At 72.3% G+C, this 17,906-nt stretch carries 14 protein-coding genes; 5 read left to right on the forward strand and 9 right to left on the reverse strand.

Going from position 1 to position 17,906, the window contains the following annotated elements:
- Nucleotides 1-103: 103 nt before the first annotated feature.
- On the reverse strand, nt 104-736 hold the full coding sequence (locus tag N7925_RS23785; RefSeq protein WP_274345097.1) for a hypothetical protein: 633 nt from the start codon (nt 734-736) through the stop codon (nt 104-106).
- Nucleotides 737-1,375: 639 nt separating this feature from the next.
- The gene (locus N7925_RS23790; protein ID WP_274345098.1) at nt 1,376-2,848 is read right to left on the reverse strand and encodes an MFS transporter; all 1,473 of its coding nucleotides are present in this window, start codon (nt 2,846-2,848) and stop codon (nt 1,376-1,378) included.
- Between the two features lie 231 nt (nt 2,849-3,079).
- Between N7925_RS23790 and N7925_RS23795 the strand changes: the two genes are divergently transcribed.
- The 3 genes from N7925_RS23795 to N7925_RS23805 are packed head-to-tail and all read left to right on the forward strand — an operon-like array spanning nt 3,080 to nt 4,554.
- Entirely contained in the window at nt 3,080-3,523 is a 444-nt protein-coding gene (locus tag N7925_RS23795) for a winged helix-turn-helix transcriptional regulator (protein WP_265601476.1), read from the forward strand.
- Between the two features lie 53 nt (nt 3,524-3,576).
- Nucleotides 3,577-4,119 carry a DUF1707 SHOCT-like domain-containing protein gene (locus tag N7925_RS23800; RefSeq protein ID WP_265601477.1) on the forward strand — a complete coding sequence of 181 codons (543 nt, stop codon included), beginning with the start codon at nt 3,577-3,579 and terminating at the stop codon, nt 4,117-4,119.
- A 3-nt stretch (nt 4,120-4,122) separates the two neighbouring features.
- The gene (locus N7925_RS23805; protein WP_443032238.1) at nt 4,123-4,554 is read left to right on the forward strand and encodes an alpha/beta hydrolase; all 432 of its coding nucleotides are present in this window, start codon (nt 4,123-4,125) and stop codon (nt 4,552-4,554) included.
- Here N7925_RS23805 and N7925_RS23810 read toward each other — a convergent pair.
- The 5 genes from N7925_RS23810 to N7925_RS23830 all read right to left on the reverse strand — a co-directional run bounded on the left by N7925_RS23810 (nt 4,544) and on the right by N7925_RS23830 (nt 11,203).
- Entirely contained in the window at nt 4,544-5,221 is a 678-nt protein-coding gene (locus tag N7925_RS23810; protein ID WP_274345099.1) for a YdcF family protein, read from the reverse strand. The genes N7925_RS23805 and N7925_RS23810 overlap by 11 nt on opposite strands.
- A gap of 245 nt (nt 5,222-5,466) precedes the next feature.
- Nucleotides 5,467-6,633, reverse strand: coding sequence for an acyl-CoA dehydrogenase family protein (locus tag N7925_RS23815; RefSeq protein ID WP_274345100.1), 1,167 nt, complete (start codon nt 6,631-6,633; stop codon nt 5,467-5,469).
- 7 nt (nt 6,634-6,640) lie between these two features.
- Nucleotides 6,641-7,591 carry a hydroxymethylglutaryl-CoA lyase gene (locus tag N7925_RS23820; protein ID WP_274346545.1) on the reverse strand — a complete coding sequence of 317 codons (951 nt, stop codon included), beginning with the start codon at nt 7,589-7,591 and terminating at the stop codon, nt 6,641-6,643.
- A gap of 20 nt (nt 7,592-7,611) precedes the next feature.
- Nucleotides 7,612-9,573, reverse strand: a complete 1,962-nt coding sequence (locus tag N7925_RS23825) for an acetyl-CoA carboxylase biotin carboxylase subunit (protein WP_265601484.1) — start codon at nt 9,571-9,573, stop codon at nt 7,612-7,614.
- 7 nt (nt 9,574-9,580) lie between these two features.
- Nucleotides 9,581-11,203, reverse strand: a complete 1,623-nt coding sequence (locus tag N7925_RS23830; RefSeq protein WP_265601485.1) for a carboxyl transferase domain-containing protein — start codon at nt 11,201-11,203, stop codon at nt 9,581-9,583.
- 148 nt (nt 11,204-11,351) lie between these two features.
- Between N7925_RS23830 and N7925_RS23835 the strand changes: the two genes are divergently transcribed.
- Nucleotides 11,352-11,969 (forward strand): SACE_7040 family transcriptional regulator, encoded by a 618-nt coding sequence (locus tag N7925_RS23835; protein WP_265601486.1) that lies wholly within the window; start codon nt 11,352-11,354, stop codon nt 11,967-11,969.
- Between the two features lie 83 nt (nt 11,970-12,052).
- Complete coding sequence (locus tag N7925_RS23840) at nt 12,053-12,718, forward strand: GOLPH3/VPS74 family protein (protein ID WP_265601487.1); 666 nt, start codon at nt 12,053-12,055, stop codon at nt 12,716-12,718.
- Nucleotides 12,719-12,768: 50 nt separating this feature from the next.
- Here N7925_RS23840 and N7925_RS23845 read toward each other — a convergent pair whose 3' ends face one another.
- Together N7925_RS23845 and N7925_RS23850 are read right to left on the reverse strand one after the other, a co-directional pair.
- Nucleotides 12,769-15,852 (reverse strand): acyltransferase family protein, encoded by a 3,084-nt coding sequence (locus tag N7925_RS23845; protein WP_274346546.1) that lies wholly within the window; start codon nt 15,850-15,852, stop codon nt 12,769-12,771.
- A gap of 23 nt (nt 15,853-15,875) precedes the next feature.
- Nucleotides 15,876-17,609: a glycosyltransferase family 2 protein gene (locus N7925_RS23850; protein WP_274345101.1), complete on the reverse strand. Its 1,734-nt coding sequence runs from the start codon at nt 17,607-17,609 to the stop codon at nt 15,876-15,878.
- Between the last annotated feature and the right edge of the window lie 297 nt (nt 17,610-17,906).

Here is a 17,906-nt window from a genome sequence, read left to right on the forward strand (position 1 = left end):
CCACCCCCGGCGGAGCGGGAGCGGCGGCGGCCGAGGAGCGTGTGCGGCGTTCAGGTCCGGGGCGTGGGCCGGGTCCCGGCCGGCCGGGACGGAGCCGGGTCGGTCAGTGCTTCGGTGGGTTGGTCACCACCCAGTCGGAGTGCCGGAAGTGAGTGGAGACTCCGCTCCCCTCCTGGGACTTGTTGGGAGGCCCGGAGCTGGGAAACAGCGACGGCGCGATGGGCCGGCCCAGCCGCTCCTCCCACACGGTCGCCCACTTCTCGAGCTCCGGGAAGGCCTCCCGAACCGCCGTCCGGTTGACGAAGCTGTACTTCTGATGAATGAACCCCGTGCGGATGTCCGCATCGCTGAGCTTCCCCGCGCTCTTCAGCTCATCCCACTTCGCCCGGGCCTCGGCCACCATGACGTCGGACGCGATGTGGAAGTCCCCGTCGCTGGGTCCGAGCGGCTTCCCGTTCCCGTCGAGCATCCCCAGTTTGTGCAACGCGTCGAACGGCCGGCGCGCCGGGCGCTCGGCGGGGGGTGTGGAGCCCATCCACTCCTGGAACCTCTCCCGTGCCACCGGCTGCCCCGCCAGGTCCCGTTCGGCCGGGAAGTCCTTGTGGCGGCCCGAGAAGAAAAAGGCCCATGATCCCTGGAGCCGTACGTCGTACTCCTGGGGGCGCTCGCAGGCGGAGCACAGGACCCTGAACAGGGAAGCCGACATGCGCTTGAACTGGTGGGGAGTCGTACCCAACGGCGCCTGGTAGTGGCGCCACCACCTGACCTGCTGCTGCGTCAGCCCGAGGAACTCCAGGTCCCGGGGCTGGATGCGGTATCCCGTGTCATCGTGTGGCCATGCGCGGCCTCCCTCGCTCTGACTTCCCGGGACTCGGCCGTCTGCGTCGATGAGCCCCGCGGTTTGAGCTTTCTGACGCCTTTTGAGAAAGCCCGGGTCCTCGTCGGCCGACGGGCCCGCCAGGACGGCCTGCGCGTGGACACTCGCTGTGACCGGCCAGGAGGTTACCGCCGCGGACGGGGCAACCGCGGGGCCTGACAGAACCAGTGCGGCAAGGGCCACTACTCCCAGCCTCAGACGCTGACGTGACACTCTTTCGCCTCCAGTGGAGAACACTTCGCGGGGCACGCGCTTCTCGCGACCCATGACTCAGAGTTACGCATATTGCTGCGTGTCACCGTCACAGCCACGCCGACCTCGACGGCCCGATCCCACGGTGCCCGGAGGCGGGGCGGGTGCGGTGGGTGATCACCGGGCCGATCATGGGTGGCCCGGCGTCCTCGGGCGGGCTCGGTCGACCGCGATACGAGGGGCGGCGCACGGCGCGGCGGGGGCGGCCGGGTCCGCCCGGCCGCCCCCGTCCTCTCCCCGCCGCGTTCAGGCTCCGATGGCGGCGGGCCGCTCGACGCCGCTCGCGGCGTCGTTCCCGCCCGGCGGGGCCGCGCCGCCCCGGCCGTCGTCGTCGGACGAGGGCCCACCCGTCGCCGCCGCCCGCCGGGCGCGGAGACCGAACGCGCTGACGGCGGCGGCGGTCAGGGCGGCGGCCAGCGGGACGACCAGGGCGGCGCGGTACCCGTCGAGGAGGGCGGCAGGTGACGTCCCGTCCGTGGCGCCGATGTTGACGGCCGCCACCGCGGACAGCCCCAGCGCGGCCCCGAACTGGAAGGACGTATAGAGCAGCGCGCCGGCCACCCCCTGCTCCTCCTCGGCGATGCCGGCGGTGGCCACGATGGTGAGGGGCCCGTAGACCAGGGAGAAGGCCACACCCAGGAGCAGCAGGCCCGGGAACATCGCCGCGTACGTCCAGTCCGCGGCGATCGGCAGGAACAGGGCGTACGACAGCGACGCGAGGAGCAGCCCGCCGAGGATGACCCGGGCGTTGCCGAACCGGGCCACCAGCCTCGGAGTGAGGAGCGGCGAGAGGACCGCGTCCACGCCGATCACGATCAGCGCGAAGCTGGTCTGGAGGGACGACCAGCCGCGCAGCTCCTGGAGGTAGAGCACGGCGATGAACTGGAAGCCGAAGAACCCCGCGGCGAACAGCAGCCCCGACACATTGGCGCGGACCAGCGCCCCGCTGCGGAAGAGGCCCAGGCGCACCAGCGGTGACGACGAGGCGCGCTCGATGAGGACGAACGCGAGGAAGAGGAGCAGGGCCGCGCCGATCGTGCCGACGGTCCAGGCGGCCGGGACGTGCGTGGCCCGCTCGACGCCGAAGACGAGCAGCAGGATCCCGGCGGTGACGGCCACCGCCCCGGCCAGGTCGACGCCCTGCCCGGCGCGGTCCGGGCGGGGCGAGGCGGGGAGGAGCGCCAGCGCGGCGAGAAGGATGCCGAACGAGAGGACGACCGGGGCGAAGAACACCCAGCGCCAGTCGATGGCGGAGAGCAGCCCGCCGACGACCAGGCCGATCGAGAAGCCCCCGGCGGCGGTGCCCGCGTAGACCAGCAGGGCCTTGTCGCGCTGCGGCCCCTCCGGGAAACCGGTGGTGATGATCGACAGTCCGGCCGGTGTCATGAAGGCGGCGGCGATCCCGGTCACGAAGCGGGCGACGACCAGCATCCAGCCCTCGGTGGCCAGCCCGCCCAGCCCGGAGAAGAGCAGGAACACCACGAGCCAGAGGGCGAACATCCGGCGGCGGCCGAACAGATCGGCCGCCCGTCCGCCCAGCAGCATGAAGCCGCCGTAGCCGAGGACATACGCGCTCATCACCCACTGGAGCGTGCCGGTGGACAGGTCAAGGTCCTCGCGGATCGCGGGCAGGGCCACGTTGAGCATGGCCACATCGATGCCCTCCAGGAAGATCGCGCCGCACAGGACGAGCAGCACGGCCCAGGCGCGGCCGGTCATGCGGTCCCTGCTCGCACTCGTCGGGGGCGGTTCCGAAAGGGATGGTGATGAGGACACGGGGGCTTCTCCTTGGGTGCGGATCAATGGGCACGACGAGGCACCGCAACGGCGGTCGGGCGGATCGTGGTCAGCGTGAGGAGGGCCCAAGCGACCGCGCTGCGCGGCTAGTTACCGAATTGCCGGTCGGTTCCCTCTTGTAACCACTCGAAGCTTGCGGCACCGTGGGGAGGTATGGAAGAAGGCACTTCGAAGTCACCGAGTAACTGCGCGGATACCGGCGTCGGTCAGGACTACGACATCAGCCAGTGGGACGTCCGCGAGGGATGCGAGGTGCGGCAGATCCTCGACCGCGTCGCGGACAAGTGGTCGCTCCTCGCCATCGCCCACCTGGAACGCCGTACGCTGCGCTTCTCCGAGCTGCGCCGGCTGATCGAGGGCATCAGCCAGCGCATGCTGACGGTGACCCTGCGCCAGCTCGAACGCGACGGCCTGGTGCGACGCACGGTCTACCCCGTCGTTCCGCCCCGCGTGGAGTACGCGTTGACGGAGCTGGGCGCGACGCTGCACACGACGATCAGGTCCCTGGTCGACTGGACCGAGAGCCACCAGCAGGAGATCGCGAAGGCGCGCGCCGACTACGACGCCCGCAAGGAAGCCGAGGTGTCGGCCTCCTGAGACCGTGGGTCATCGCCGTGTCCACCGCGCCGGGGCCGCACTAAAGTGAAGCGGTGAACTCACCCCAGGGAAACGCCGCTTCGCGCGTGGGCGAAGACGACCGCGAGAGCGCCGTGCGGCGTGTGCGGGAGGCGTACGCCGATGAGCACATCTCGCACGAGGAGATGGACGAGCGCCTCGGCCGGGTGCTGGCCGCCACGACGCAGGGCGAGCTCGCGTCGGCCGTCGACCTGCTCCCGGCGGAGGACCCGGGCACCACGGCGACGATCGCCGCCGCCGGCGGACGGATCAAGCGGCGGGGCGCATGGCAGGTCCCCCGCGTTCTCAAGGTCGAGTCCGCCTTCGGGCGGGTGCGGCTGGACCTGTCCCGGGCGGTCATCGAATACCCGGTCGTCGACATCGAGCTGAGCCTCGGCACCGGCAACGCGAGCATCACGGTGCCGCGCGACGCGATCGTCGAGGTCGAGGGCCTGACGACCGGCTGGAAGGACCTGCGCTACAGGCCCCGGCAGCCGACCCGCGCCGGAGCGCCGCGCATCCGCTTCTCGGGGGCGCTGGGATACGGACGGCTGAAGATCCGCCACGCCTGGCGCTGAGGCGTGGTCCTGGTCGGCCACTCCTACGGCGGAGCGGTCATCACAGAGGCCGGCGACCTGCCCAACGTCACCGGTCTCGTCTACATCGCCGCCTTCGCCCCGGACGCCGGCGAGAGCCCCGGACAGATCAGCCAGGAGAAGCCCCCCGCGGCGTTCGAGAACCTCGCCCCGGACTCCGACGGCTACCTGTGGATCAAGCAGGACAAGTTCCATCGGGTGGAGGCTTCCGCGATCACAGCCGTGTGGTCGGAAACCGCCAGAGGTCGCTGTCTCGGGTCCCCCGGTGCTGGTAGTCGTGGCGGGCGATGTGCATGTTGTCGAGCACGACCCAACAGTCCGCCGCGTACAGCTTGGCCAGCGTGGAGAGACGGGGGGAGAGAAGTTGGGACGGTGGATGGCACAGAGTCTGCCCGCTGCCGGCCTGTCAGGGTGTGACGAGGCGACTGGTGAAGCCTGCGGTCAGGAGGGTTTCGTAGGCGGCATGCACATCCTCCGGGACATCCTGCTCGACGGCGAATCCAAGCTTGGGATACTCGATCACCCGTTGGAGGTCGCCGACGAGCATGTCCAGGACGAGCTTCTCGTCACCGATGCTCTTGACGTAGTCGTCCAGCTCCAAGGGTTCGGAGGCACAGCGCACATCGACCTCGGGCCAGAGCTTGCGGGCGGTGGCGTACGAACGGCGCTCCATGTACGGCTTGGAGACCAGCAGTACCGAGGCCGGGGAAATCCCGGCCTCAGTGAGCACCTGTCGGGAGTACGTGATGTTGTGGCCGGTGTTGCCGGCGCAAGGCTCCAGCAGGATCGCCTCAACCGGTACGCCAAGGGCGAGGGCGTGCTCCTTGTAGTGGACCGCTTCACCGCGGGGGAAGCGTGCCGCCGTAGTGGGGCTGTTGCCGCCGGTGAAGACAAGGACGGGGAAGAGCCCGGCCCGGTAGAGCCCGGCGCTCGTGGTCGCCACGCCGAGATCGTGACTGCCGAGTCCGATCGCCACGTCCGCCGGACGAAGTTCGTGACGCATCTGGTGGTAGTCCCAGATCAGCCGGGCGTCCGCCCACTGTTCGTCGCTCACGGCCTGCTGGATGTCCGTCGGTCCCGTCACCGGTGTCTCTCCTCGATCAGTGGCGCCCGGGGCTCTTCGCCCCACCGCTGGTGGCGTGCCTGCTCCTGATGCCCTCGATGCTGCGTCGCTGGTGGCTGAGCCCGTAGTCGGCTGCCATGTTCCCTGCGTTGTCGCTGAATGGCACCCCGTGACATAGACCATGGGGCATATCGGGCTTGACCGGCCGCCGTGAACCCATCCACGGCGGCCGGGGCGACAGTCTCGGATTATCGGGAGGCGGCAGCTCAGCCCGGCAGCCCCAACTCCCGTGCGATCAGCATCCGCTGCACCTCGCTCGTCCCCTCGCCGATCTCCAGGATCTTCGAGTCGCGCCACATCCGCGCCACCGGGTACTCGTTCATGAAGCCGTAGCCGCCGTGGATCTGCGTCGCCTCCCGGGCGTTGTCCACCGCGACCGTCGAGGAGTACAGCTTCGCGATCGCCGCCTCCTTCTTGAACGGTTCGCCTGCCACCAGCCGCGAGGCCGCGTCGCGCCAGCCCACCCGGGCCATGTGGGCGCGCATCTCCATGTCGGCGATCTTGAACTGGATCGCCTGGTTCGCGCCGATCGGCCTGCCGAACGCGTGGCGCTCGGCCGCGTACTTCACCGACTCGTCCACGCAGCCCTGCGCCAGGCCCGTGGCCAGCGCCGAGATCGCGACCCGGCCCTCGTCGAGGATCCGCAGGAACTGCGCGTAGCCCCGGCCCTCCTCGCCCAGGAGGTTCGCCGCCGGGACGCGGACGTCGGCGAAGGACAGCTCCCGGGTGTCCGAGGCGTTCCAGCCGACCTTGGAGTAGGGGGCCGCCACCGTGAAGCCGGGGGTGCCGGCAGGGACGATGATCGCGGAGATGCGGGGGCGGCCGTCCTCCTTGCGGCCGGTCACCGCCGTCACCGTGACCAACTCGGTGATGTCCGTACCGGAGTTGGTGATGAAGCACTTCGAGCCGTTGATCACCCACTCGTTCGTCGCCTCGTCCAGGACCGCCGTCGTCCGCGTGCCGCCCGCGTCCGAGCCGCCGTCCGGCTCGGTCAGGCCGAACGCGCCCAGCGCCTCGCCCGCGCAGAGCTTCGGCAGCCACTGCCGCTTCTGCTCCTCCGTGCCGAACAGGTGCAGCGGCATCGCGCCCAGCGAGACCCCGGCCTCCAGGGTGATCGCCACCGAGGAGTCGACCCGGGCCAGCTCCTCCAGGGCGATCCCGAGCGCCAGGTAGTCGCCGCCCATGCCGCCGTACTCCTCCGGGAACGGCAGCCCGAACAGGCCCATGCGGCCCATCTCGCGCACGATCTCGTACGGGAACTCATGGCGCTCGTAGAAGTCGCCGATCTTCGGCGCGACCACGTCGTGTGCGAACGCCTCGACCGTGCGGCGCAGTTCCTCGTGCTCGGCGGTCAGCCGGTGGTCCAGGGACATGGGTGGCTCACTCCTTGTGGGAGGGGGAAGAAGAGGGAGGGGTCAGGGCGCGGACCGTGCGGGATGGGCTCGGTCGGCCCAGGTGTCCGGCGAGCCAGACGCTGGTGGCGGTCAACTCATCGAGGTCGACGCCTGTTTCGACGCCGAGGCCGTTGAGCATCCATACGAGGTCCTCGGTGGCGAGATTGCCCGTGGCGCTCTTCGCGTACGGACAGCCGCCCAGGCCGCCCGCCGAGGCGTCGACCGTGCTCACCCCGTGCTGGAGTGCCGCCAGGGTGTTGGACAGTGCCTGGCCGTACGTGTCGTGGAAGTGGACGCCGATGGACCGGGTGGGGACGGACGCCTCGTTCAGCGCTGTCAGCAGGGCCGTCACGTGGCCCGGTGTCGCCACTCCGATCGTGTCGCCCAGCGACAGCTCGTCACAGCCCAGGTCCATCAGCGCCTTCGCGACCCGGACCACCTGTGCCACGGGCACCGCGCCTTCCCACGGGTCGCCGAAGCACATCGACAGATAGCCGCGCACCCGCGCCTTCTCCGCCTTGGCGCGGGCCACCACCGGCTCGAACATGGCCAGCGACTCGTCCACGGTCCGGTTCAGGTTGCGTGCGGCGAACGTCTCCGTCGCCGAGCCGAACACCGCGATCGACCGGACCCCGAGCGCCAGCGCCCGGTCCAGTCCGGGTTCGTTCGGCACGAGGACCGGGAGGGAGACGTCGCCCACGTCCGCGATGTCCCCGAGGAGGGGGAACAGGGCTTCCGCGTCGGCCAGTTGCGGCACCCACTTGGGGTGCACGAAGCTCGTCGCCTCGATCGTGGTCAGGCCGGCCACCGCCAGGCGGCGGATGAACTCCGCCTTCACCTCCGTCGGAACGACTCCCTTCTCGTTCTGGAGGCCGTCCCGTGCGCCCACTTCGTGGATACGGACCCGGGCCGGCAGCCCGGGGGCCGGGACCTGCATCGGGAGCGTGCGCGTGGTGGTCATGAGCCCTCCTGAGCCGAAGCGGCCGCGACGGGGACCACCACCGCCAGGATCTGGTCCATCGCGACCGTCGCACCCGCCGTGACGTCCAGCTCGGTGACGGTTCCCGCGTGCGGGGCGGAGATCACGTGCTCCATCTTCATCGCCTCCACCACGAGCAGGCTCTGCCCCGCCTCCACCTCGTCCCCGACGGCGACCTTCACCACCGTGACCGTGCCCGGCATCGGGGCCGCCAGGGTGTCCGCCCCGCCCCGGCCCGCCCCGCTCAGGGACGCCTCCACCGGGTCGTGGTCCTGGACGTGCCAGGTGTCGCCGTCCCGGCCCAGCCAGTCCCCGAAGCGGTGGAAGTGGCCCACCGCGCCGTCGAGTTCGACCGTGACCCGGTCGGGCGTGACCGTCGCGGAGGCCGGAGCGCCGTACGTCACCGGGTCCGCGCCCGCCACCCGCAGCGGGAAGAGCAGCGGTGCCCGTACGCCCCCCGTGCGCCACCCGTTCGGCACCGAGAACGGGTCCGTCCAGCCGCCCGCGTCCGCCCGGGGCTCCAGCGCCTCCCGGCGGACCGCTGCCGCCGCCGCGTACACCTCGTCCGGCACCCCGTCCGGCACCAGGCCCTCCGCCTCGCGCTCCACAAGACCGGTGTCCAGGTCGCCGGAGACCACGTCCGGGTGGGCCAGCAGGCGGCGCAGGAAGCCCGCGTTGGTCGGGACGCCGAGGATGACGGTGTCCGCGAGGGCCGCCCGCAGTTTGCGCAGCGCGCTCGCGCGGTCGGGGCCGTACGCGATGACCTTCGACAGCATCGGGTCGTACAGGCTGCCCACCGGCACGCCCTCGCTGAGCCCCGAGTCCGTCCGCACCCCGCCGCCCTGCGGCTCGCGCAGTGCCAGCACCGTACCGCCGGAGGGCAGGAAGCCCCGGGCCGGGTCCTCGGCGCAGACGCGGGCCTCGATCGCCCAGCCGGTCAGGGTGATGTCCTCCTGCGCGTACGGCAGTCGCTCGCCGGACGCCACCCGCAGCTGCCACTCCACCAGGTCCAGGCCGGTGACCAGCTCGGTGACCGGGTGCTCGACCTGGAGGCGGGTGTTCATCTCCATGAAGTAGTACGAGGCCGGGTCGGCGCCCGGGACGATGAACTCCACCGTGCCGGCGCCCGCGTACCCGCAGGAGCGCGCCGCCTGTACGGCCGCCTCGCCCATGGCCGCCCGGGTCTCCTCGTCGAGGAAGACCGAAGGGGCCTCCTCGATGATCTTCTGGTGGCGGCGCTGGAGCGAGCACTCGCGCTCGCCGAGGTGGATCACGTTGCCGTGGGTGTCGGCCAGCACCTGGATCTCGATGTGGCGCGGCCGGTCGATCCACCGCTCCACCAGGAGGGTGTCGTCGCCGAAGGAGGCCCGTGCCTCGCGGCGGGCCGCCGCGATCTCCTCCGCCAGCACCGCCGCGTCGCGGACCAGGCGCATGCCCTTGCCGCCGCCGCCCGCGGAGGGCTTCAGGAGGACCGGCACGCCGATCTCCCGTGCCGCTTCCTCCAGTTGGGCGTCGGTCAGGCCACTTCCGGAGGAGCCGGGCACGACCGGGACCCCGGCCGCCGCGACCGTCTCCTTGGCCCGGATCTTGTCGCCCATGAGCGAGATCGCGGAGGCGGGCGGGCCGATGAAGACCAGCCCCGCGTCCGCGCACGCCTGGGCGAAGCCGGCGTTCTCCGCCAGGAACCCGTACCCGGGGTGCACGGCCTGCGCGCCGGTGCGGCGGGCCGCCTCCAGCAGTGCGGGCACGTTCAGATAGCTCTCGGACGCGGGCGGCGGGCCGATCCGGACCGCCGTGTCCGCCTCCCGTACATGCCGGGCGTCCGCGTCCGCGTCGCTGAAGACCGCGACCGAGCGCACGCCCTGCTCCCGCAGGGTCCGGATCACCCGGACCGCGATCTCGCCGCGGTTGGCGACCAGAACGGTGTCGAACATCGTCATCTGTTCCTCACATCCGGAAGACGCCGAAGCCGGGCCCGGCCGGGTCCTTCTGGGGCAGCGGGGCATTGGCGCAGGCCGTGAGCGCGAGGCCCAGGACCTGCCGGGTGTCCACGGGGTCGATCACGCCGTCGTCCCAGAGCCGGGCGGTCGCGTAGTAGGCGTTGCCCTGGGTCTCGTACTGGGCGCGGATCGGGGCCTTGAACGTCTCCTCGTCCTCGGCGCTCCAGTCGTCGCCGAGCTGGTCGCGCTTGACGGTCGCCAGCACGGAAGCGGCCTGCTCGCCGCCCATCACCGAGATCTTGGCGTTCGGCCACATCCACAGGAAGCGGGGGCTGTAGGCCCGGCCGCACATCGAATAATTGCCCGCGCCGTACGAACCGCCGACCACGACCGTCAGCTTCGGCACGCGGGTGCAGGCCACGGCCGTGACCATCTTCGCGCCGTGCTTGGCGATGCCGCCCGCCTCGTAGTCCCGGCCGACCATGAAGCCGGAGATGTTCTGGAGGAAGACGAGCGGGATCCCCCGCTGGTCGCACAGCTCGATGAAGTGCGCGCCCTTCTGGGCCGACTCGGAGAACAGGATCCCGTTGTTCGCGACGATCCCGACCGGGTGGCCATGGATCCGGGCGAAGCCGGTGATCAGCGTCTGCCCGTACTCCGCCTTGAACTCCTGGAAGCGCGAGCCGTCCACCACGCGCGCGATCACTTCGCGTACGTCGTACGGCGTCCGGGAGTCCACCGGGACCGCTCCGTACAGCCCGGCCGGGTCCACCTTCGGCTCCTCGGCCGGCTCGACCGACCAGGGGAGCGGGGCGCGGTCCGGGAGGGTCGCGACGATGTTGCGGACGATCCGCAGGGCGTGCGCGTCGTCCTCCGCGAGGTGGTCGGTGACCCCCGACGTACGGGAGTGGACCTCGCCGCCGCCCAGCTCCTCCGCCGTGACGACCTCGCCGGTGGCGGCCTTCACCAGCGGCGGGCCGCCGAGGAAGATCGTGCCCTGGTTGCGGACGATGACGGCCTCGTCGCTCATCGCCGGGACGTACGCCCCGCCCGCCGTGCAGGAGCCCAGCACCGCCGCGATCTGCGGAATGCCGGCCCCCGACATCCGGGCCTGGTTGAAGAAGATCCGCCCGAAGTGGTCCCGGTCGGGGAAGACCTCGTCCTGCATCGGCAGGAACGCGCCGCCCGAGTCGACCAGATAGAGGCAGGGGAGGCGATTCTCCAGCGCCACTTCCTGGGCGCGCAGGTGCTTCTTCACGGTCATCGGGTAGTACGTGCCGCCCTTGACGGTCGCGTCATTGGCGACGATCACGCACTCCCGGCCGCTGACCCGCCCGATCCCGGCGATCACCCCGGCGGCCGGGGCGGCGCCCCCGTACAGCCCGTCGGCGGCCAGCGGGGCCAGCTCCAGGAACGGCGAGCCCGGGTCGAGGAGGGTGTCCACCCGGTCCCGGGGGAGCAGCTTGCCGCGCGCCTCGTGGCGGGCCCGCGCCTTCTCACCCCCGCCCAGCCGTGCCGTGGCGAGGCGTTCCGCCAGCTCGTCGGAGAGCGCGCGATGAGCCGCCTCGTTGGCCTGCCAGGCCTCCGAGGCGGGATCGGCCGCGCTCGCCAGGACCGGTGCCTGCTGCATCGTGTCGAGCCCCCTTGCCCGTACCGCGATAGTCAACCGCTGCTGTCTCTGCTGAAACTGCTGGTGGTGCTGGTACTGCTGTTAGTGATCGTTAACGCGTTTCCCTCAGGTTAACGAGCGCTAACGACCCTGTCTAGAATGAATCCTCATGAGCACCCATGCCGCCGCCCGCGTCGCGGCCCCCACCCGCCGCGAGCAGATCCTCCGGGAGGCCGCCCGCCTCTTCGCCGAGCGCGGCTTCCACGGCGTCGGCGTCGACGAGATAGGCGCCGCCGTCGGGATCAGCGGTCCCGGCCTCTACCGCCACTTCCCCGGCAAGGACGCGATGCTCGCCGAGCTCCTGGTGGGCATCAGCGAACGGCTGCTGGAGGGCGGCCGCATGCGGGTGTCGGAGGACGCGGCCCGGGGCGGCGGCTCCCCGGAGGCCCTCCTGGACGCGCTCATCGAGGGCCACATCGACTTCGCCCTCGACGACCGCCCCCTGATCACCCTCCACGACCGCGAGCTGGACCGGCTGCGCGACACGGACCGCAAGCGGGTGCGCCGGCTCCAGCGCGAGTACGTCGAGGTCTGGGTCGGCGTCGTCCGCGCCCTCTACCCGTCGCTGGCCGAGAACCGGGCCCGCGTCACCGTGCACGCCGTCTTCGGCCTGCTGAACTCCACCCCGCACCTGGCCCGCCCGGAGGCCCTGCCCGGCCGCGCCGTGACCGCCGCCCTGCTGCACCGGCTGGCCCGGGGCGCCTTCGCCGCCGCGGAACCCTCCTGAGCAGCGGTTTCGCCTCCTGAGCAACCTCGGACCGGGCGCGCGCGTCTGTCCGGTCGACACCTAACGATGCGGGGAGTCGCACCATGGCCGTCTCACTGGGCGAAGAGATCATGCTGCTGTCGCTGGACGACACCACCGGCGCGGCGAAGGGGGAGACCGCGGCCCGCTGGGGCGTGGCGGCCGGGATGCTCCTGGAACTGGTCATGGCGGGCCGCGTCACGGTGAAGGGCGGCCGCGTCGAGGTCTTCGACCCGTCCCCCACGGGCGACCCGCTCCTGGACGGACGGCTCGACCGGCTGGCGCGCTGGGTCCACGGGACGTCCAGCAGCCGCAAGGTCACCGACTGGCTGACCCGGGACCATGCCAAGGGCTCGCAGGACGTCGTGGAGAGCCTCTGCGTCCGCGGCCTGGTGACCGAGGAGAAGCACCGGGCGCTCGGCGTCTTCCCCGTGCGCCGCTACCCGGAGGCCGACGGAACCGTCGAGCGGGAGCTGCGCGCCCGGCTGGCCGAGGTGGTGCTGCACGGAGCCGAGCCGGACGCCCGCACCAGCTCCCTCGTCGCCCTGCTGCACGCCACGGGCATGCACCCCCAGGCCTTCCCCGGCCTGCCGAAGAAGCAGGTCACCCCGCGCATGGCCCACATCGCCGAAGGGCACTGGGCGGGCGTGAGCGTGGGCGAGGCGATCCGGAACCTCCAGGCGGCGATCTCCGTGGTGACCGTCGTGACGGTGCTTTCCGTGGTGACGTAGGGCCCCCAGCCCCAGCCCCTGACGGGCCGGGGCGAGGGGAGGCCCCCCGGTCAGCCGGCCCGGCCCTTCACCGAGACCCTGACCCGGTCGACCCGCATCGGGTGACCCGGCTCGGTCGCGGGGCCCACCGTCGCCCCGTCGGCCTCCGGCAGCTTGCCGCCGACCGCCACGTTCAGGATCAGGAACACCCCGTGGTCCACGGCCCGCTTCCAGGTCCCGGCGTCCATCGCGTCGGCCCGCACCCGGTGGTACACCCGGTCGTCCAGATACCAGCGCACCTCCTCCGCCCCGGGGGTGAGGTCGACCTCGACGGCGTACGTGCGGAACGCCCCACGGCAGTCCGCGCACGCCTGCGGCCCCGACGTCAGCCCCACGGGCTCCTCGCACGGGCCGCCCTCCAGGACCCCGCAGTGCATCGAGCCGAAGAAGGCGTCCCGGCCGTTGACCGACTCCATCACGTCCAGCTCGCCGACCCCGGGCCAGCCGGTGTACCCGTCGCGCAGGTCCGCTCCCAGGGTCCAGAACGCCGGCCAGTAGCCCGCCGCCTTCGGCCCCGTCACGTCCGGCAGCGCGATCGACGCCTCGATCCGCAGCACCCCGCCGGGCGGCGGCGCGAAGTCGGACCGCACGGTCGTGATCCGGCCCGAACTCCACTGCTCGCCCTCCCTGGTGGGCACGATCTCCAGGGCGCCCTTCCCGTCCAGGCGTACGTTGCCGGTCGAGTCGGTCATGGTCTCGATCTCGCCGGTGCCCCACCGCGGCGCCGGGCAGCCGGGGTAGCAGGTGCCGAGGTCGTAACTCCAGTGCGCGGGGGAGGGGCGGCTGTTCGCGGGCCCGTCGAAGTCGTCCCGCAGCAGCTCGGTCCAGCCGTCCGCCCCGGGCGCGGCGGAAGGCGCGGGAGCGGGGGCGCCGGCCGGGGGCAGTGCGCCCGACTCCGTCAGCAGCCGCTCCAGCCGGGGGGCCAGCACGATGGCCGCCACGTTCGTCAGATGGGCGTCGTCCCGGTAGAGCAGGATCCGGTCCCGTACCGCCGGACAGGTCGGGCCGTTCCCCGGGCACAGCACCTGGTTCACGCCGACGGACCGCACGCCCGGCACCGCACCCGCCGTGATCCGGCGCGCCAGCTCGTCCGCCGGGACCGCCTCGGCCCGGCTGAACGCGCAGGCGGCGGTGGAGTCCGGAGCGCCGGACACGCACGCGGGAATGTCCGTCCCCGGTACGGGGGTGTCCTCGATGTACACGATCGGTGCGCCGGTCGCCCGCAGCGGCTTCAACGTCTTCTCCCAGGCGGCGGAGAGGAGTTCACGGTCGGCCGTGTACCGGTTGAGCGAGGCGATCACGATGAGCCGGGGCTTCGGCCCCGTACGCAGGCGGTCCAGGGCGTCGGCCCGCCAGGTGTCGCACTCCCGGTACTCGCGCCCCAACTGGGGGTTCCGCACCGCCAGTTCCGGAAGTGGGCAACCCTGCTTCACCAGCTCCTGGAGCGCCCAGCCGCGCTGGGAGGCCAGCGCGAGCAGCGGGGAGAACCACTGCCCGGCGTGGGAGTCGCCGAGCAGGACGACGCGATCGGGGCTGTCCACCGCCCCGAACAGGCACTCCGGGCTGCGGGTCACCGCGGGCGCGACCTGGCAGGCCCCGTCCGGCGGGAAGTCCTTGCGCGCCTGGGCCGGCCCCGGCACCAGCGGGCCGTCCGCGAGCGCGGAGCCGTCGGCCCGGGCGAGCAGCGAGGGGCCGGCGGCCGCACCCGGCGGGAGGCCCTTGGCGTCGACAGGGGTGGCCGGGCCCATCAGGTGCAGGGTGGTGGTGCCGACGACCAGCGCGAGCACGACCGGCAGGACGATGGCGGAGATCCCCACCGCCAGTCCTCGGCGCGGGAGTTCGGAGACCGTACGGCTGCGGCGCAGCGGCTGCTCGACCCAGCGCATCGTGGCGAGGGCGGGCAGCGCGGCGGCCAGCGTCAGCGCCGTCTTCGCGGGCCAGCCGAGCGCCCCGAGGCGCGCCTCGGCGAGGACGAGCACCGGCCAGTGCCACAGGTAGAGGTTGTAGGAGAGCCGCCCGACCGCCCGAGCAGCCCGGCCGCTGAGCAACCGCCCCACCCCGTGGGCTCCTTGGGCTTCGCGCTCGCCCCGGCCCGGGATCGCGGCGAGGATCACGGCGGCCGTGCCCAGGGTGGGGACGAGCGCCGCGTAGCCGGGGTACGGGGTCGACGCGTCGTACGACACGACGCACCAGACGATCGCCGCGGCCCCCGCCCACCCGCAGACCAGCCGCAGCGGGCGCGGCCCGCGCAGCAGATGCCAGGGCAGCAGCGCCAGCAGGGCCCCGACGGCGAACTGCCAGACCCGCGAGGGGGTTCCGAGGTACGCGAGCGAGACGGAGTCCCGCGTCCAGTGCAGGGACAGCGCGAACGAGGCGAGCGCCACGGCGGCGGTGGTGAGCGCCACGACCGCGCGCACGGCCCGGCCCCGGCGGACCGCACGGGCGGCGACGAACACGATCACCGCCAGCAGCGGGGCCCAGAACAGGTAGAACTGCTCCTCGACGGCGAGCGACCAGAAGTGCAGCAGCGGACTCTGGTCGTGCCCGGCGGCCAGGTAGTCGGTCTGCTGCGAGACGAACCGCCAGTTGGCGACGGACAGAGCCGCCGCGAGGACGTCCTTTTCCAGGTCGGCGCGGAGCAGCGGTACGGTCAGCCACGCCCCGGCCACCGCGACCGCGGCGAGGACGACGGCGGCGGACGGCAGCAGTCGGCGGGCCCGGCGGGAGAAGAAGTCGCCGAGCCGGATCCGGCCGGTGGCGATCGCCTCCCTGACCAGGAGCCCGGTGATCAGATAGCCGGAGATGACGAAGAAGACGTCCACCCCGACGAAGCCGCCCGCCGTTCCCGGTATCTGGGCGTGGAAGGCGAGGACCGCGAGGACGGCGACCGCGCGCAGCCCCTCGATGTCGGGGCGGAACGTGGACCGGTGCGGACTGGGCCCGGACTCGCTGCCCGAGCTGCCCGAGCTGCCCGTGCCCACCGAGCCGCCCGAGCTGCCCGTGCCCACCGGGCTGCCCGGGAGCGGGAGTGTGGCAGACGGGGGCGGGGGAGCGGACCGTTTCCGGCGGGGGCCGTGGGCGAGGAGGAACGGCATCGGGTGGCGCCTTTCGGTGCGGCTCAACTCAGCCACGGGAGCATCGGGTCGACCCACCCGGAGGCGAGCAGGCCGGTGAGCAGGAGGACGGCGGAGGCGGCGAGGACCTCGGGCCAGCGGCGGGGCAGCACACCCGCCCGGGGCCGGGGCGGCCGCATCCGGGTCCGGGGCCCGGTCCGCGAACGGTGGCCGGCGGGTGACTGGACGTCGACGGCCTCGGCGGGTGTTCGGCCGTCCGGCCGTAGTTCGGCCAGCAGATCCCGGATCAGGGGCACGTTGATCTGGAGCTGGACCAGGAGGTAGAGGCCGAGGCCCCAGGCGGGCTCCCAGCCGTTGCGGGCCACCACCAGCGCGAGGCCCCCGGCGGCGGCCCCGTTGGACAGGACCAGCCAGACCAGCGAGACGCCCACGACCCGGCGGGCCATCGAGCCCGAACTCCCCTTGCTCCGGACCCCCGTGGGCACCCAGGCGGCGCTGCGGCCCCGCAGGGTGTGCCAGAACGCGGTGGCGGCGGCCACGCTGGTGAGGACGTTGGCGCGGATGACCTCGACCCGCCACCGGGTCCGGCTGATCCGGGGCAGCAGCACATGCCACAGCCACAGCGGGGCGAGCAGCGGCAGGACATGCCAGGGGCGGATGTGGTCCGGGTACCAGAACATCATCACCAGCGGCGGCAGCGGGGCGGCGAAGGTGTTCACGGCCGTGGTCAGGTAGCCGACGACGCCCTCGTAGAAGCAGAGCCGCATCCGCCACGGCGCGCCCATCCGCTCGAGCACCGGGGTGCCGAGGAGGTGCAGGTTGCCCATCGCCCACCGGTACTGCTGGTTGACGAACGAGGTGACGGTGTCGGGCGAGGTGCCCTTGGCGACCAGGACCGGGACGTACTGGGTGCGGAACCCCCGCTCGTGCAGGGCGAGTCCGGTGTACAGGTCCTCGCTGTGGTCGAGCCGGGCGAAGCCGCCCGCCAGGTCGATCGCGGCGCGCCGGTAGACGGCGTTGCTGCCGCAGCAGATCGCCGCGTCGCTCGCGTCCCGCGAGGGCTGGATCCAGCGGAAGAACCACTCCTGCGCGGCCCCGGCGGCGCGTTGGATCCAGTCCATGCCCGCGTCGGTGTCGAAGCACTGCGGGCTCTGCACGATGCCGACGGCCGGGTCCGCGAGGTACGGGACCAGATGGCGCAGGAAGTCCGGCCGGGGCGCGAAGTCCGCGTCGAGGATCGCGATGTACTCGGCCCCGGACAGCGTGAGCGCGTGGTTGAGGTTCCCCGCCTTCTTCAGGTGGCCCCGGTCGGGGCGTACGACGTACCGGTAGCCGTGCTCGGCCGCCAGGGCCGCCACCTCCGGCCGGTCGGCGTCGTCCAGCACCCAGACGGTGAGCGCGTCGGGCCAGTCGAGGGCGGCGACCGCGCGGTAGGCGTTGGCGAGCACGGGCAGCGGCTCGCCGCAGGTCGGCAGGTAGAGGTCCACGCCCGGCAGTCCGGCGGGCCGCCAGGCGCGGACGAGCACCTCGTGCGAGGCCCGGGTGAGCCGGCGCTGACGGAGGCTGTTCACGGAGGACAGCAGCAGGGCCACGACGTTCAGCCCGAGGATCGCGAGGAAGGCCCACAGCGCGGGGGTCCGTAACGCGAAGGTGAACATGGTCGCCGCAGTGAAGACGAAGGCCAGCGAACTGCTCACCAGCACCCACCGCCGTTGCGGCCCGAAGTACCAGTAGAGCTCGTCGTCGGACGGAGGTTGCGGAAGGTGATGCACGGTCATAAAGCCCCCCACGGCTGTCTATGTGCCCGTTTCAGGTGGCCCACCCTAATGTCAAAGGTATAGACCACTTACCCGAGAGCGCCCCGACGGAGAGAATCGGACACCGGTTTGGCGCGACTCGATTGGTCCAGACCTCTGGGTGGTTCCATTCGAGCCCGACGCCCGCCCGCCGGGGGAAGAAGCAGGTCACGCCGGGGTGAACAGTCCCCGAAGACTTGCCGGGCCGGACGTGCGGGCCGGACGCGTGACCGGCTGTCGGCCCGCGAGTCCGGCCGGAAGCGGACCCTCCGCCGGACG

The sequence above is a fragment of the Streptomyces sp. CA-278952 genome (genome assembly GCF_028747205.1).
Lineage (GTDB): Bacteria > Actinomycetota > Actinomycetes > Streptomycetales > Streptomycetaceae > Streptomyces.